Source organism: Vibrio sp. T3Y01 (assembly GCF_013114525.1).
Taxonomy (GTDB): Bacteria; Pseudomonadota; Gammaproteobacteria; order Enterobacterales; family Vibrionaceae; genus Vibrio; species Vibrio chagasii_B.
The window spans coordinates 33350-49150 of record NZ_VTXJ01000021.1 but is presented as its reverse complement, the minus strand read 5'-3'; the positions used below and the strand labels follow the sequence as shown (position 1 = coordinate 49150).

Below are 15801 nucleotides of genomic sequence, written 5' to 3'. Positions count from 1 at the left end.
CGGGTCTTCCTTCTATGCATACAGTCAAATTGCGGACAAAAAAAAGCCCCCTAAAAATAGGAGGCTTCGAAACGATCAATAGAACAAAATAAAAATGACACCAACGCCACTCTTTGGCGTGTAGTTTGACAATCATGTGCGACAAAACTGCGGTTCATTTTTTGCTCTCTTTAGACAAATTGCGGAGGATTATACTCAGATAAAAACAGCACGCAATAGTTTATGTAAAGTATTCATTTTATGGATATTTATGCCAAATTGGCCTGCATTTGCACTTCTTTTTAAGCCTTTGTTGGGGCTGAAGAACTTCGACTTTTTCGGCAATAATCTTTTCAAACGAATGAAAAAAAATGCGGGTTTTATCCAAGGGAAAACTCCCATGCACGCCACCCGCATTTCCCTGTTATTGCACTCAACTTATCGACTTGTTTGTAAATAAGAGAGTGCTCTGCTTCTATGTTTTATTAACTGTTTCGTTTGTTAACTGCCTAGCGTAGCAACCATCACAGCTTTGATGGTGTGCATGCGGTTTTCAGCTTCATCGAACACGATAGAGTATTCAGACTCGACCACTTCATCAGTCACTTCCACACCGTCTTTTAGCTGTGGATATTCAGCCGCAAGCTGTTTGCCTACCGTGGTATCTTCGCCATGGAAAGCTGGCAGACAGTGCATGAATTTAACGTGTGGGTTGCCCGTTGCCTTTAGCATTTCCATGTTCACTTGGTAAGGCATCATTAGGTTAATGCGCTCAGCCCACGCTTCTTTCGCTTCACCCATCGATACCCAAACGTCGGTGTATAGGAAGTCACAACCTTGCACGCCTTCTTGAACATCTTCAGTTAGGGTGATTTTGCCGCCAGTGTGCTCTGCGATTTTACGACATTGAGCCAATAGTCCTTCTTCTGGCCAGAATTGCTTAGGAGCAACAAGGCGAATGTCCATGCCCATTTTCGCTGCGCCAACCATTAGAGAGTTACCCATGTTGTTGCGAGCATCGCCTAGATAAGCAAACTTGATTTCATGCAGCTGTTTGCCACGGCCGTATTCGGTCATGGTCAGGAAGTCTGCCAAGATTTGAGTTGGGTGGAACTCGTCAGTCAGACCATTCCATACAGGTACACCAGCGTAAGCGCCTAACTCTTCAACAATCTCTTGACCGAAGCCGCGGTATTCAATGCCATCGTACATACGGCCAAGAACGCGAGCAGTATCTTTCATCGATTCTTTGTGGCCAATTTGAGAACCAGATGGGCCTAAGTAAGAGACGCGAGCACCTTGGTCGAATGCTGCTACTTCGAATGCACAGCGAGTACGAGTTGAGGTTTTCTCAAAGATTAGTGCGATGTTTTTGCCAGTCAGTTTTGGCTGTTCGTAACCGTTGTACTTCGCTTTTTTAAGCTCCATTGAAAGATCTAACAAGTGTTGAATTTCGCGTGGAGTGAAATCTAGTAGTTTTAGGAAGTTACGATTGCGTAGGTTAAAAGCCATGATGTATTCCTTCTTAGATTTAGGCGCTTTCCTGTTACAGGGAAAGAAAATTCAAGAAAGCGCGATTCAATTTTTGTGTATTAATTTCAGTTCAAACGGTGATTCAGTTTTCTCGCAAGGTTTGAAAAGCTCGCGAGTGGGTTAATCTTTGGTGATGTTGGTACCCGCTTGGCCTTGCAGAATTTGCAAACCATCTTCGAGCGCACCGATACCGACGACTTTGCCGCCTTGTTGGATGAATTCGCACGATGCTTCAATTTTTGGTCCCATCGAGCCGGCATCAAATTCAAACTTCGCTAGTTCACCTGGTGTAGTGCTGCGCAGTGCGTGTTGAGTCGGCTTGCCCCAATCTAGGTAAACCGCGTCTGCGTCTGTCAGAATCAGTAGTGCATCGGCATTCAATTGTTTCGCTAGGAAAGCGGCAGACATGTCTTTGTCGATAACCGCTTCGACACCAACCAATTTGCCATGCTCTTTTTTCACTGGGATGCCGCCACCGCCAGTACAGATAACTAGGTGACCCGCTTCGATAAGCTGGGTGATCGCTTCGTGCTCAACAATGCCGGTTGGTCTTGGGCTTGGCACAACGCGACGGAAGTGTTGGCCGTCTGGTTTTACGACCCAGTGGAATTTTTCTGCCAATTCACGCGCTTCTGCTTCTTCGTAGATTGGGCCAATCGGTTTGGTTGGATCGGCAAATGCAGGGTCATTTGGATCAACCGTCATTTGGGTCAACATGCATGAGATGTTGCGGTTTGGCAGATAGTTTTTGAACTCTTGCATCAGCATGTAACCGATCATGCCTTGCGTTTCGCTGCCTAGTACATCCAGTGGGTATGGATTTACTTTCTTGTATTCCAAACCTTGCAGAGCAAGTAAGCCAACTTGTGGGCCATTACCGTGCACTAACACCACGTTGTACTCTTTGGCGATTTCAGAGATGGTTTTCACCGCCGTTTCAATATTGCGGCGCTGAACGTCAGCTTCTAACGGCTCACCGCGACGAAGTAGGGCGTTACCACCGAGTGCAACAACAACAGTTTGTTTAGTCATAATTGTGTTCTCTCATTGTGGCCAAGTTGAGGTAATTTGCTTTCGCCAACTTGGCCGTTTCGTCTTAGTGATTAGATACCATCACGCTCGATTGGACAGCTCATGCAACGTGCGCCACCGCGGCCACGACCAAGCTCGTCTCCAGGAATTGGCAGTACTGTGATGCCAGCTTTGTCGTATTTCTCGTTGGTGTAGGTGTTACCTTCGTAGCCAACAACGACACCAGGTTTAACGGTCAGTACGTTGTTTGCATCGTTCCACTGCTCACGTTCTGCATGGAAGTTGTCACCACCAGTGGTGATCAGGTTTAGCTTGTCTACGCCCAGTGCTTTTTCGATAGCGGTAACGAAGTAGCCTTCTTCTTTCACTTTCACGGCACCAGACTCATCGCCGGTTAGGTTCCAGCACTTCACATCTTTACTCACCACTTCAGGGTAAACAGAGAACGTATCTTCGTTCATATGTGTCATTACCGTGTCTAGGTGCATGCAAGAGCGGTGTTTTGGTAGCTGCATAGCGATAACTTGCTTCGCTTGACCGTGTTTGAACAGGCTCGACGCTAAGTGCTCAACACCTTGTGGCGTGGTACGCTCCGACATACCGATAAGCACTGTGCCGCGGCCAATAACCAGAACGTCACCACCTTCAATCGTTGAGTTGTCGTAGTTGATGCTCTCTTCATCGCCGAAGTATTTAATGAAGTCTTGGCCTGCGAAGGTTGGGTGCCAACGGTAAATCGCACGCACGTGGTTGGTTTCACGTTGACGTGCTGGTTTCGCCATTGGGTTGATCGATACACCACCGTAAACCCAGCAAGAGGTGTCGCGGGTAAATAGGTGGTTTGGTAAAGGCTCAATAATGAAGTCGGTTGGTGTGAACATGCCTTGCATCATTGAAGAAGACTTCATAGGCATTTCAGCGTAAGACAGACCGCCGGTTAGGATTTTTGCAAGCTCTAGGTTTGGTAAGTCACCCAAGTAGCAGCGTACGTCGTTAGCAAAAGTTTTACCCAAGCGGTAATCAGACACTTGGCAATTCAGTAGCCAATCTTTCGCTTCTGGCACGGCTAGCGTATCTGCTAGTAGGTCAGTAAGAAGAAGAACTTCAACACCCTGATCACGTAGTGTTTGAGTGAATACGTCATGCTCTTTACCTGCACGCTCAACAGCCAGTACGTCATCAAACAGCAAATCGTGACAGTTAGATGGTGTTAAGTGAGTCAGTGCGCGTCTTGGGCGATGAACTAGAACACGACGCAATTGACCTATTTCAGAACCTACATAGAACTTACTCATGATCGTCTCTCTCTTATATATTTGAATTACTTTTATTGCTAAGAGTAATTATTTATTTTCAGTTGAGAAGAATGAATTATTTATTCATATCTCTTGTCTGGAATTAATATTACGCCTGCTGCTCTGGTATTCTTAGAGATCTATCACAAATCATTTTTTATCCCGCAGCCCTTTAAAAATAAGGGTTTTAACAAATTTTATGCACTTTGGGCTATCATCTATTGCTTCTAAATAGTTAATCCTTTGGGAACATTATTCATGTTTTTCTAATCCAGATTAGTAAACTCCAAATAGTAGGGGTTTATATGCAATATACTTTAATTGATAAAAGTGAGCTTAAAGTGGAAGTATGCAGTGTTTTTATTTATATATTTAATTTTGAATGTGGAATTAATTATCTGTTAACAAATTAAATTCGTATAAAGTTATTGAGGTCACATTTTAAAATAGGACTTATGAGGGGGTTTTTAATTAGTTTTAGGCGTTTGCTTATCTTTTACTGTTACTTTTGATAAAACGTTAAATATAATTAGCGCTAATAAATGACTAAATATTTTGCCATATATCACTTTGGTAAATAATGCGCTGTATTGTTAGCTCCGCCTCTGATGTTTGCAGATGAGTTGGAGTGTTGATATGGGGCTTCTAGGGAATTGGTGAGTTCGCTATGGTCTGCTGTGATGACAAAACTGGCTGAGCGAGCGATAGAGCTAAAAAAGCCGCTATCGAAGCGGCTTTGAATGGGAGTATGTTTGTTGAAGAGATGCCTAGATAAGCGCACCAATACTCAGTACGATGATGCAGAACACCGTTAAGATACCAACTAATGGCATGACCCACTTCACCCAGCGTACGTAAGGTACACGAGCTATCGCCAAGCCACCCATTACCACAGCAGAGGTTGGGGTAATGAGGTTTACTAAGCCTGAAGCCGATTGGTAAGCGGTGATAACAAGGTCTCTGCCAACGCCTGCAAAGTCAGCCAATGGCGCCATGATAGGCATGGTCAGTACCGCTAGGCCAGATGTCGATGGCACTAAGAATGACAGTAGAATCTCTAGGAAGAACATCACGTTAATAAAGATAACGGATGAGAGCCCGGTGACCATCTGCTCTGCAGAGAACAGAATCGTATCGGTGATCATACCGCGGTCCATCACCACCACAATACCACGCGCAATACCTATGATTAGCGCTACACCGAGCAGGTCACGTGCACCGTCAATGAAGCTTGAGGTAAACTCTTCTTCGCTCATGCGAGCCACAATACCGACAATGATGGTCGCCGCTAAGAACATTGCTGAGATCTCTGCCATCCACCATCCAGCAACGGATACACCGTAAATCATTACTGCGAATGAGCCACCAAAAATAGTCAGAATCAGCTTACGAGTTGCAGTGAATTCCAGTTTTTCTCCGCTTGAGTTACCAAGGAAGTGCGCTTTGTTTTCTTCGTACTTGTCATACACAATCGATTTGCTTGGATCAGCTTGCACCATTCTTGCATAACGCATGACGTAAGCGACACAGATCCCCCAACCAATAATCAGCATTGCTACACGCAGCACGATACCGTCGGTAAATGGGATGCCAGAGGCGTTAGCAGCGATAACCGTTGCGAATGGGTTAATGGTGGAGCCTAGCACCCCTATGCCCGCGCCTAGAAGTACAGTCGCTGCTGCCACTAGAGGGTCAAAGCGAGCCGCCATCATGACAGGTACAAGAAGCGTGTAGAATGGGAGTGACTCTTCCGCCATGCCATAGACAGTACCGCCAGCGGCAAACAGTGCCATCAGTATTGGTATCATCAACTCTTCTCGCCCTTCGAGGCGCGCGGTGACGCGTTCTATACCAGCATCAATTGCACCAGTCTTGGTAACTAGCCCTAAGAAGCCACCAATGATGAGAATGAACAGTGAAACGTCGATTGCTGCTGCTTCATAGCTATTGTGGTCGTAGAAGCCGTCAATCGGCGCTAGCAGTACGTCAATTACGCCTTGAGGGTTACCTTCAACTGCTTGATAGGTTCCGGTTACCGGCACTTCTCGGCCTAATTCTTCATTCATTGCTCGGTCGTATTGGCCCGCTGGAACAATCCAGGTCAGTAGAGCAACGAATGCAATTAAAATAAATAGAATGGTATAAGCAGAAGGGAATTTAAAGTTGGCAAAGAAGCCGCCCTTTTTTTTCTCGCTTGGTATCGTTTGAGTTGTCATGGCTATCTCCTTACATCATCTTAAATAAAAGTGATGTGAATTAGCGACTAATGATTTATAGACTGTAAATACACTGACACTTATAAATTACCCAACGATATAAATTTGCGGGATTTAAATTAAAGTTATTTGATATTTACTAATCCAGATGAAGTTGTATTTAATTTAGCTGCGGTTATTTTATTCTTTACTTAATCATTTAAGTTTGGTGCTGTTCACAAAAATAGTGGCCAGTAAAAGGGCTAAAAAATGTGAGAAAAATCGTAAGGTTTTTTGGTTAATTAGCTCGGATTAATATTCGGTTTGGTTAGTTGGTAAATAGGGGAGGGTTGATTTGATAGGTATTGATGGTGAATGGGTTGGATAGTCTTGGAATTTTATTCAAACTTTATTTTTAAGTGAGTTTTAAAGTTTGTTATGGTTATTTGACGGGCATCAAAAATCACATTAAGCCATAAACAAAAAAGGAAGCCGAAGCTTCCTTTTAGAGTCATATCATCAGTGGTTTTTAGATAAATAGACCACCGAATGCGAAGCCTAGTGCTACCGCAGTACTGATTGTTACCACACCAGGAATGAAGAACGGGTGGTTGAATACTAGGTTACCGATACGCGTTGAGCCTGTGTCATCCATCTCAACCGCAGCCAGTAGCGTAGGGTAAGTTGGAAGAACGAACAGCGCACTTACCGCAGCGAAAGAAGCAACGGCTGTTAGTGGTGCTACGCCAATTGCTAGTGCTGCAGGCATTAATGCAACCGTTGTTGCGCCTTGAGAGTAAAGCAGCATAGAAGCGAAGAACAGAACAAGAGCCAGCATCCATGGGTAGTCAGCCAGTAGTGCACCTGCAACGTCTTTGATTTCAGCAACGTGTGCGTTTACAAACGTAGAACCTAACCAAGCCACACCAAGTACACAGACACACGCCGTCATACCAGAGCGGAATGTCGGTGCTGAAGAAATTTTCGCTGCATCGATTTTAGTGAACATTACGATTGCCGCTGCTGCTGCCAACATTACCGACATGATCGCTTCGTTACGACCTAGTGCAGGGTTTTCGATTAGGCCAACAGAGCTAGAGATAGCCGCTGCGTAACAAACCACGAAGCCAATTGCTGCTAGGAAGATGTAAGTTGCTTTCTTCGCTGTTGGCAGGATCTCGCGTTTCTCATCTGTCGCTAGTTTGATTAGGCCTTTCTCTAGACGCTCTTGGTAAACAGGATCGTCTTTAAGTTCGCTACCCATGTAGTTAGCAACAACAGCACCAACCATACAAGCGATGAAGGTTGTTGGGATACAAACCATCAGCAGTGTTAGGTAATCAACACCGAATGGTGCAAGCATTGCTGCGAAAGCTACAACCGCTGCTGAGATTGGCGAAGCTGTGATCGCAATTTGAGACGCAACAACAGCGATAGACAGTGGACGAGAAGGACGTACACCTTGGCCTTTCGCTACTTCCGCAATAACTGGCAGAGTTGAGAATGCTGTGTGGCCAGTACCCGCCATTAGTGTCATTAAAAAGGTCACGATTGGCGCGTAAAAGGTGATGCGTTCTGGGTGTTTACGCAAAAAGTTTTCTGCAATTTGTACCAACCAGTCCATACCGCCAGCAACCTGCATTGCAGCGATTGCAGTGATAACTGACATGATGATCAAGATGACATCGATTGGGATGAAAGATTGGCTTGTTGGAACGCCAAGAATAAGTGAAAGAGCAATAACACCAGCACCACCGGCAAAGCCGATACCGATGCCGCCAATTCTGGCCCCTAAGAAGATAAAGAGCAGGACGATAAACAGTTCTACTGCAATCATAATTAACACCTCATTTAGATTTTATTATGTGACCACTCGTTGTTCGAATGTTCAGATAATAGTTCTATGGTTTAGATTCAATTAAGCAAAAGTGCAACACACAGAAAACCACAGAATAAACAGGGTTAACCGTATTGGAGCCTAAAAAAGGGCTCCGTTTGGAGCCCTGTCTCGCGAGTTTTACTCGTAGCGTTTCGCTTTATACTGAGGATGCTTCAAATTTTCAACAGAGAAAATGTCATCAAGTTCTTCTTCGGTCAATAAACCGCGCTCTAGAACCACATCACGAACACTCTTACCTGTTTCTGCACAGATTTTACCAACAATGTCACCCTCATGGTGGCCAATGTATGGGTTTAGGTAAGTGACGATACCGATAGAGTTAAATACGTGTGCTTCACATACTTCTTTGTTTACCGTAATGCCGTCTACACACTTATCGCGCAGGTTCACACAAGCGTTTGTTAGAATGTCTAGCGACTCAAACATGCTTTGTGCAATAACAGGTTCCATTACGTTTAGTTGAAGTTGACCACCTTCCGCAGCGAAAGAAACCGTGTTGTCGTTACCTAGAACTTTGAAGCAAACTTGGTTTACTACTTCAGGTACAACTGGGTTTACTTTAGCAGGCATGATTGAAGAACCTGCTTGCAGTTCAGGTAGGTTTAGCTCGTTCAAACCAGTACGTGGACCTGAAGAAAGCAGACGCAAGTCGTTACAGATCTTAGACAGCTTAACTGCTAGACGCTTAAGTGCGCCGTGCGTCATTACGTATGCGCCACAGTCAGACGTTGCTTCGATTAGGTCTTCTGCAGGAACACACTCTAGACCAGTTACTTCAGCTAGGTGTTTCACTGCTAGGCCTTGGTAACCAGGTGCTGCGTTCAGACCAGTACCGATAGCTGTCGCACCTAGGTTAACTTCAAGCAGTAGCTTAGATGTGTATTCTAGGTTTTTGATTTCTTCATTGATGGTTACCGCCCAAGCGTGGAACTCTTGGCCAACCGTCATTGGAACTGCATCTTGAAGTTGAGTACGACCCATCTTCAAAATGTTGTTGAATTCTTGGCTCTTAAGCTCGAATGCGCCTTTTAGGTATTCAATCGCATCGATCAGTTTTAGTACGCTGTTGTAAACAGAGATACGGAAGCCAGTTGGGTAAGCACAGTTAGTTGATTGGCTGCGGTTTACATGGTCGTTCGGGTTGATGAACTCATATTGGCCTTTTTCTTTGCCCATAAGCTCAAGTGCCACGTTCGCAACCACTTCGTTCGCGTTCATGTTTACAGAAGTACCAGCACCACCTTGGAAAACGTCTGATGGGAACTGATCCATGCACTTACCAGTGTCTAGAATGAGGTCACAAGCTTGGATGATGTATTTAGCCACTTCGCTAGGAATTACACCTAACTCTTTGTTTGCTAAAGCCGCAGCTTTCTTTGTCATCACCATACCGCGAACGAATTCAGGTACATCTGAGATCGTTACATTTGAGATGTTGAAGTTTTCAACTGCGCGTAGGGTGTGGATGCCGTAATAAGCATCAGCCGGAACATGACGTTGACCTAAAAGATCTTCTTCGAGACGAGTAGCTTGAGGAGCATCAACTTGTGCTTCTGATAGAGTAGCCATAACAGGATCCTTAGAGAATAATTCTGATTATATAGTTAGTTATTAGCCTATTCTGTGTGCAAATACTCCGTTCGCTAGAATATTGGGCTGATAAATCCGTCCTGACTTATGTGGCACATGATACTGTACCTAGCGCATAAAAATAGTAAGTTGATCACCTTTTTCGCTTTTGTTTAGTCAATATTTCGCAAAGTTAATTTGGGTCAATAAACACGCTTATTTACAGGATAAATTTGAGATTGGTAGACCTTTCAGCGTAAACTGAAAGCAACAAAGGAGGGCGTGTGTTTCCTATCTTATTATTACTATTTATCTTCGTACCCATCATTGAGATTGGGCTATTTATTCAAGTTGGTGGCTTCTTAGGATTGTGGCCAACTATTGCGTTAGTGTTGATTACTGCATTTGTTGGTGCCTCACTGGTTCGTAGCCAAGGCATTCAAACACTGATGTCTGTTCAAGGTCGACTACAGCAAGGCGAGATGCCGGCACAGCAGATCCTTGAAGGTGTGATGCTGGCGGTGGCTGGCGTACTGCTGTTGACTCCAGGCTTTATGACAGACGCTCTGGGTATGTTGGTATTGTTGCCAGCACCAAGAGCCATGATTGCTAAGAAAATGATGGAAAAAATGGTCGTTAAAAACATGTCTGGCGGTTTCCACGCTGGCGGACAAGCTGGTTTTGGTCAGAGTCCATTTGGAGATGATCCATTTAACCGCGACCCATTTGACCAATCAAAAGGCGGCAACACCTTTGAAGGTGAGTTTGAGAAGAAAGACGACGATAACGATCGTAACCGCTTAAACTAACCCTTTTACTTAGATAGAAAGACAACAACTGAAAAGGCTCTTACCTTTATCCTTCGTAAGAAAGAGATAATGGTAAGAGCCTTTTTTATTGCGTATTAGCGATTACGGATAATAGGTGTTTAAGGGGGTGGTTATACCGCGCCTTCAAACCCCATTTGTCGCCATGCTTCAAATGCGATGATTGCTACAGCATTGGATAGGTTCAGGCTGCGTGCGTCTGGCATCATTGGAATACGAATACGTTGTTCCATCGGCATGCTTTCGATGAACTCAGCAGGTAGGCCGCGTGTCTCAGGGCCGAACATCAACACATCACCTTGTTGGAACTTGGCATCCACGTGATGACCTGTGGTCTTGGTGGTACACGCAAAGATACGGTAGTCACCTTCACGTTCGTTCTCTAGATACTCAATAAAAGCTTCTAGGTTCTTGTGACGTTTCACTCGCGCTAGGTCGTGGTAATCCAAGCCAGCACGACGAACTTTCTTCTCTTCAAAATCAAAGCCAAGTGGTTCAATTAAATGCAGGTTTGCGCCGCAGTTAGCACATAGGCGGATGATGTTACCCGTATTGGGTGCAATTTCAGGTTCGTATAGAGCGATATCAAACATGTTGGTTCACAAGAATAATCAAAGATAGCCAGAGTATACGGTGGCAAGCTGAGTGAGTACAGTTCACCACCATTAGCTTATGCTTTATTCGCGAGTGCTTGTGCGTAGTTTTCAGAAACCGCATTCCAATTCACTACGTTCCACCATGCGTTGATGTAATCAGGACGGCGGTTTTGGTAGCTGATGTAGTAGGCGTGCTCCCAAACATCGAGCGCCAGAATCGGCTCACCATTACTAGCCACTGTATCCATCCAAGGGTTGTCTTGGTTTGAGGTTGAGATGATCTTCAGTTGTCCTTCTTCTACTACTAACCAAGCAAAGCCAGAACCGAAGGTATTAATAGCGGCTTGAGCGAACTGATCTTGGAATGTTGTGAAATCTCCGAATGTGCTTTTAATCGCTTCACCAAGCTCGCCAGTTGGTTCGCCACCGCCGTCTTGAGACATACAGTTCCAATACAAAATATGGTTGTAGTAGCCGCCACCATTGTTACGAACGGCTGGGCTGTGCTGAGAAATATTAGCGAAGATTTCAGTGAGAGATTGCTGTTCAAGCTCGCTACCAGACACCGCAGCGACAAACTTGTCATAGTAAGTTCTATGGTGCTTGCTGTAGTGCACTTCCATCGTTTTTGCATCGATGTAGGGTTCTAGAGCATCGTAGGCGTAGGGCAGTTCAGGGAAAATGTGAGACATGGTAAATCCTCCTTAATTAGAGGATTTACCATAATGATAATAACAATCATTATCAACTGCGATCTTTGTGGGGGTATTACAGTGGCAGGATAGGCAGAGTAATTTCGAGCTGTAATCCACCGAGTTTACTGCGGCTCGCGGTAATCGTTCCGCTATGTTGACGAATCGCACTCTCGGTAATGGTCAGCCCAAGCCCGGTGCCACCAGAATTACGGTCACGAGCGGTAGAAACACGGTAGAAAGGTCTGAAGATAGAGTCGAGCTCATCATCAGGCACGCCATCACCGTTGTCATTGACGCAAATGGTCAGCTGATCTTGCACTACATGGAATTGCACATCGACTTGGTCTTTACCGTAGTAAATGGCGTTGCGCGTAATGTTGTCTAAGGCACTCATCAGTAGCTTAGGATTACCTGAAATTGAACGCTCAGGGATTTCTGAGAATGTCAGCTCTTTACCCATCTGTTCTGCTTCAAACTGCGCGTCTTTTAAGATTTCTTCCCACAAGCTAGATATCGGCTGAACTTCACGAGTAATGTGGCTATCAACCTGCATGCGTGAGAGGGTCAGTAGTTCACTGATCATCTGTTCCAAGCGTTGCGCTTCTGTATCAATACGCTCGAGTTCTGGACTCTCTCCTTGCTTACGAATCGCCAGTGCATTGGCCATGCGAAGCCGTGTTAAAGGCGAACGTAGCTCGTGTGAGATATCAGAAAGCAAGCGCTGTTGCCCTGAGATCATCTGGTTTACGGCCTCAACCATTTGGTTAAAGCTTTCACCCGCTTGTCTGAATTCTGATGTGCCTTTTTCAAGTGTTGGATCGACTTCGAATTCGCCTTTCGCTACACGTTGTGCAGCACGTTCAAGCCTCCGAGCTGGCTGGCTGAGTGCCCAAGCTAACCAAAGTAATAGTGGGGTACTGGCTAGCATCACGGCAAGCAACAGCTGCAGTGGTCTATCAAATAGTCGCAGTAAGAACGGCGGCGGCTGGTTCCACTTTACTCCGGCGTACATAAGTAGTTCTTCACCTGCCAGCTTGATTGGTACAGGACCAGCAACCATGTAGTGCCCGTAAAGCTTCTGCTTTGGTACTTCTGGGTTATCAATTGAGGTTACAAAGTTGCGAATCGCCTTAAGTTTGTAGTCTGAATGTCTTTTGGAGGTTAGGACTGCACCTTCAAGATCGGTCAGATAGAGACGTGCACGAGAGTCTTTGCGGCTGCGTGGTGCTTCAAGTTGAAAGACAATTTTGCCGAGATTAGGCTCTTTGGCGTAGCGTTTCTCTGTAGCCTTGGCGATACGTTCTAATTTATTGAGGTGATCGGCGGGCACATCACGCGCTACTCGCGGGTCTAGATGTGGTAGTGAGAGTACGGATAAAAGCACCAGTAACATGGTGAACCAAAAGATGGCAAAGATACGTCCATATAAGCTAGTGATTTTAGGAATGCGCATTAATCCTCCTCTACCAATAGGTAGCCACGACCACGTAAGGTTTTGATGCGTGATTTACCATCGCTACGTTCTGGAATCTTTTTACGTAGGTTAGAGATGTGCATGTCTATCGCACGGTCAAATGCTGCAAGCCTTTTGCCCAATACATCTAAGCTTAACGCTTCCTTGGTGATTACTTGACCCGGGTTTTGAATCAGATGACTCAATAGAGCAAACTCGGTGGTAGTAAGGTCGATGAGCTGACCATTACAGTAAGCTTCTTGCTTACCCGGGAAGACCTCAATGTCTTGATATTGGATCCTATCGCTGGCGGCTTTTGGAGTACTCGTGGTTTGCGTACGGCGCAAGATGGCGCGAATACGAGCGAGTAACTCGCGGTCGCTAAACGGCTTTGGTAAGTAATCATCTGCACCAAGCTCCAGGCCGATCACACGGTCGATCTCTTCCCCTTTCGCCGTCAGCATTAGCACTGGCGTTTCCCAATGTTCTCTTAACTTCTTGAGTGTTTCCATGCCGTTCAGGCGCGGCATCATCACATCCAAAAGAATCAGGTCAATCTCATCATTGATCGCTTCGAGCCCTGCGTAGCCATCATTGGCTTCAGAAACAGTGAAGCCCTCAAAGCTAAGAATGTCTTTAAGTAAGCTCGTTAGCTCGGTGTCGTCATCAATAAGAAGAATGTTCGCCATGGGAAAGCCTTAATCGGTTAGTTACAGGTTAATAATACTGCTAATTATTCGTCAGCTTTCACTCTTTACGATTCTTTACGCTTTCTAAACGTCACTTTACGAGGGAAAGACTAATCTATATCTAAGCGCTGAGAAACAGACGCAACACATGACTTATTATACCGAATTGAGGCAACAATTATGAAAATGACTAAGAAACTTGTACTAGCAGCTGCGGCACTTCCACTAATGTTAGGTACAGCAAGTGCGTTCGCATATGGCGGCGGCGATAAAGGCGACCACAAAGGCATGCACGGTAAATGTGGTGGCTTCGACAAAAAAGTGATGCGTCAACTAGACCTGACTGATGCACAAAAAACAGAATTGAAAGAGATACGCGAATCGAATCGTGCAGAGATGAAAGAAAAACACGCTGGCAATAAAGCCGATAAAATGGCGAAAATGAAAGCGCACCAAGAGAAAGTTCAAGCATTGGTACTGGCTGACAACTTCGATGAAGCAGCAGCAAACGACCTAGCAAGCCAAATGGTTGAGAAGCAAACTGAGCGTCGCGTAGCAATGCTTAAGAAGCAACACGAAATGATGAGCGTACTAACGGCTGAGCAAAAGACTCAACTGAAAGAAATCCAACAAGAGCGCATGACTAAGTGTGCTGACAAAATGGAAAAACGCATGAACAAAGACAAGTAATTCATTGCTTGAGAAATCAGCGTTGAATGAAAGTGTTTAGAAAGAAGCGGCCGAGTGTCGCTTTTTTTGATCCTTAAAAATGAATGTTTTACATCATGGCTGTCATATTCAATTGGTGGTTTGCAGGTTATACTTTGTGCTATCAGTCACTTTATAGCCAAGTCATGAAACAAGAATACGCACGTTTAGTTACGCTCGCCGCTTGGGCAGCCACAACCATCGCCACTATTTTATTGATAGTGAAAGTCGCAGCTTGGTGGGTGACAGGTTCCGTGAGTCTGTTGGCTTCCGTCGTGGATTCAATGCTGGATATCGCGGCCTCTGTCGTTAACCTTATTGTGGTTCGTTACTCTCTGCAGCCTGCCGACAAAGAGCACACCTTTGGTCATGGTAAGGCTGAATCTCTAGCTGCATTAGCGCAGGCAATGTTTATTTCAGGCTCTGCATGTTTCCTTATTCTCAATGGTATTGAACGCTTCTTCCGACCTCATGAACTGAACTCTCCAGAAATTGGTATCTACGTCAGCCTGTTCGCGATAGTGATGACGTTTGGTCTGGTTCGTTTCCAAAAACATGTGGTCAACAAAACGGGCAGCCAAGCAATTGCAGCCGATTCATTGCACTATCAATCAGACCTTTATATGAACGCTGCGATCATGCTGGCACTGGCATTGAGCTGGTTTGGGATTGGTCAGGCGGACTCAGTATTCGCGGTCGGTATCGGTATCTACATTCTGTACAGCGCTTATCAAATGGCGATGGAAGCGGTTCAGTCTCTGCTTGATCATAAGCTGCCAGATGATGAGCTGAAACAGATAAAAGAGACATCATTGAGCGTGGAAGGCGTGTTAGGTGTGCATCAATTACGAACGCGTCGTTCGGGGCCAATTCGCTTCATTCAACTGCATCTAGAATTAGAAGATAATATCCCACTTATTGAAGCGCATCGCATTTCAGACGAAGTAGAGGCTAAGCTTATCTCCGTGTTCCCTGATGCTGATGTATTAATTCACCAAGACCCGTATTCGGTCGTATTTGGACCAGAGAAGCAGCAGAAATTCCACTCGTGGTAATGCGTGCTAAAAATTAGCTGGCAAATGGTAAGTGGGTGGCTTTTGAACTAAAGTGAGTAAAAATTACTAACTCTTTCGTGATTCAAAAAACACCTTAGTAACAATTAATGTTGATTCTGATGTGAATCAACAAAGTTACTGAGTAAAACTGTAATACTCTTACAGAAGTAGAAATGTTACATAAATTTACGCGATTTAAGTGCTATTCCCTTTGAGGAAATGTAACATAAAGCACAAATACAGATTTAAAATCTTGTTGATATACAATCAGCAAG

Annotated in this window: 13 protein-coding genes; 3 read left to right on the top strand and 10 right to left on the bottom strand. The window is 44.9% G+C overall.

The window, feature by feature from the left end; translation table 11 throughout:
- Nucleotides 1-480: 480 nt before the first annotated feature.
- From F0232_RS19350 to aspA, 6 genes are all read right to left on the bottom strand, one after another.
- A complete protein-coding gene (locus F0232_RS19350; RefSeq protein ID WP_105057668.1) occupies nucleotides 481-1491 on the bottom strand; it encodes an ornithine carbamoyltransferase in 1011 nt (336 codons plus the stop codon).
- A 141-nt stretch (nucleotides 1492-1632) separates the two neighbouring features.
- The gene (gene arcC / locus F0232_RS19345; RefSeq protein ID WP_105057667.1) at nucleotides 1633-2544 is read right to left on the bottom strand and encodes a carbamate kinase; all 912 of its coding nucleotides are present in this window, start codon (nucleotides 2542-2544) and stop codon (nucleotides 1633-1635) included.
- Between the two features lie 71 nt (nucleotides 2545-2615).
- Nucleotides 2616-3839: an arginine deiminase gene (gene arcA, locus F0232_RS19340; RefSeq protein WP_061033596.1), complete on the bottom strand. Its 1224-nt coding sequence runs from the start codon at nucleotides 3837-3839 to the stop codon at nucleotides 2616-2618.
- Nucleotides 3840-4606: 767 nt separating this feature from the next.
- Nucleotides 4607-6055: a YfcC family protein gene (locus tag F0232_RS19335; protein WP_105057666.1), complete on the bottom strand. Its 1449-nt coding sequence runs from the start codon at nucleotides 6053-6055 to the stop codon at nucleotides 4607-4609.
- Between the two features lie 508 nt (nucleotides 6056-6563).
- A complete protein-coding gene (locus tag F0232_RS19330) occupies nucleotides 6564-7871 on the bottom strand; it encodes an anaerobic C4-dicarboxylate transporter (protein WP_105057665.1) in 1308 nt (435 codons plus the stop codon).
- Nucleotides 7872-8051: 180 nt separating this feature from the next.
- Nucleotides 8052-9503: an aspartate ammonia-lyase gene (gene aspA, locus F0232_RS19325; RefSeq protein WP_061033599.1), complete on the bottom strand. Its 1452-nt coding sequence runs from the start codon at nucleotides 9501-9503 to the stop codon at nucleotides 8052-8054.
- 284 nt (nucleotides 9504-9787) lie between these two features.
- Between aspA and F0232_RS19320 the strand changes: the two genes are divergently transcribed.
- Nucleotides 9788-10312 carry an FxsA family protein gene (locus F0232_RS19320; RefSeq protein WP_102426101.1) on the top strand — a complete coding sequence of 175 codons (525 nt, stop codon included), beginning with the start codon at nucleotides 9788-9790 and terminating at the stop codon, nucleotides 10310-10312.
- Between the two features lie 131 nt (nucleotides 10313-10443).
- Here F0232_RS19320 and trmL read toward each other — a convergent pair whose 3' ends face one another.
- The 4 genes from trmL to F0232_RS19300 all read right to left on the bottom strand — a co-directional run bounded on the left by trmL (nucleotide 10444) and on the right by F0232_RS19300 (nucleotide 13763).
- A complete protein-coding gene (gene trmL / locus F0232_RS19315; RefSeq protein WP_004737121.1) occupies nucleotides 10444-10923 on the bottom strand; it encodes a tRNA (uridine(34)/cytosine(34)/5-carboxymethylaminomethyluridine(34)-2'-O)-methyltransferase TrmL in 480 nt (159 codons plus the stop codon).
- Nucleotides 10924-11000: 77 nt separating this feature from the next.
- Nucleotides 11001-11618, bottom strand: a complete 618-nt coding sequence (locus F0232_RS19310) for a superoxide dismutase (RefSeq protein ID WP_061033601.1) — start codon at nucleotides 11616-11618, stop codon at nucleotides 11001-11003.
- A gap of 76 nt (nucleotides 11619-11694) precedes the next feature.
- The gene (gene cpxA, locus F0232_RS19305) at nucleotides 11695-13074 is read right to left on the bottom strand and encodes an envelope stress sensor histidine kinase CpxA (RefSeq protein WP_061033602.1); all 1380 of its coding nucleotides are present in this window, start codon (nucleotides 13072-13074) and stop codon (nucleotides 11695-11697) included.
- Nucleotides 13074-13763, bottom strand: coding sequence for a response regulator (locus F0232_RS19300; protein ID WP_061033603.1), 690 nt, complete (start codon nucleotides 13761-13763; stop codon nucleotides 13074-13076). Before F0232_RS19300 ends, cpxA begins: the two co-directional genes overlap by 1 nt.
- 180 nt (nucleotides 13764-13943) lie before the next feature.
- On the opposite strand from F0232_RS19300, the gene F0232_RS19295 reads away from it, so the two are divergent.
- Together F0232_RS19295 and fieF are read left to right on the top strand one after the other, a co-directional pair.
- On the top strand, nucleotides 13944-14453 hold the full coding sequence (locus F0232_RS19295; RefSeq protein WP_105057664.1) for a CpxP family protein: 510 nt from the start codon (nucleotides 13944-13946) through the stop codon (nucleotides 14451-14453).
- Nucleotides 14454-14617: 164 nt separating this feature from the next.
- Nucleotides 14618-15526 carry a CDF family cation-efflux transporter FieF gene (gene fieF / locus F0232_RS19290; protein WP_050649603.1) on the top strand — a complete coding sequence of 303 codons (909 nt, stop codon included), beginning with the start codon at nucleotides 14618-14620 and terminating at the stop codon, nucleotides 15524-15526.
- The last annotated feature ends 275 nt before the right edge of the window (nucleotides 15527-15801 follow it).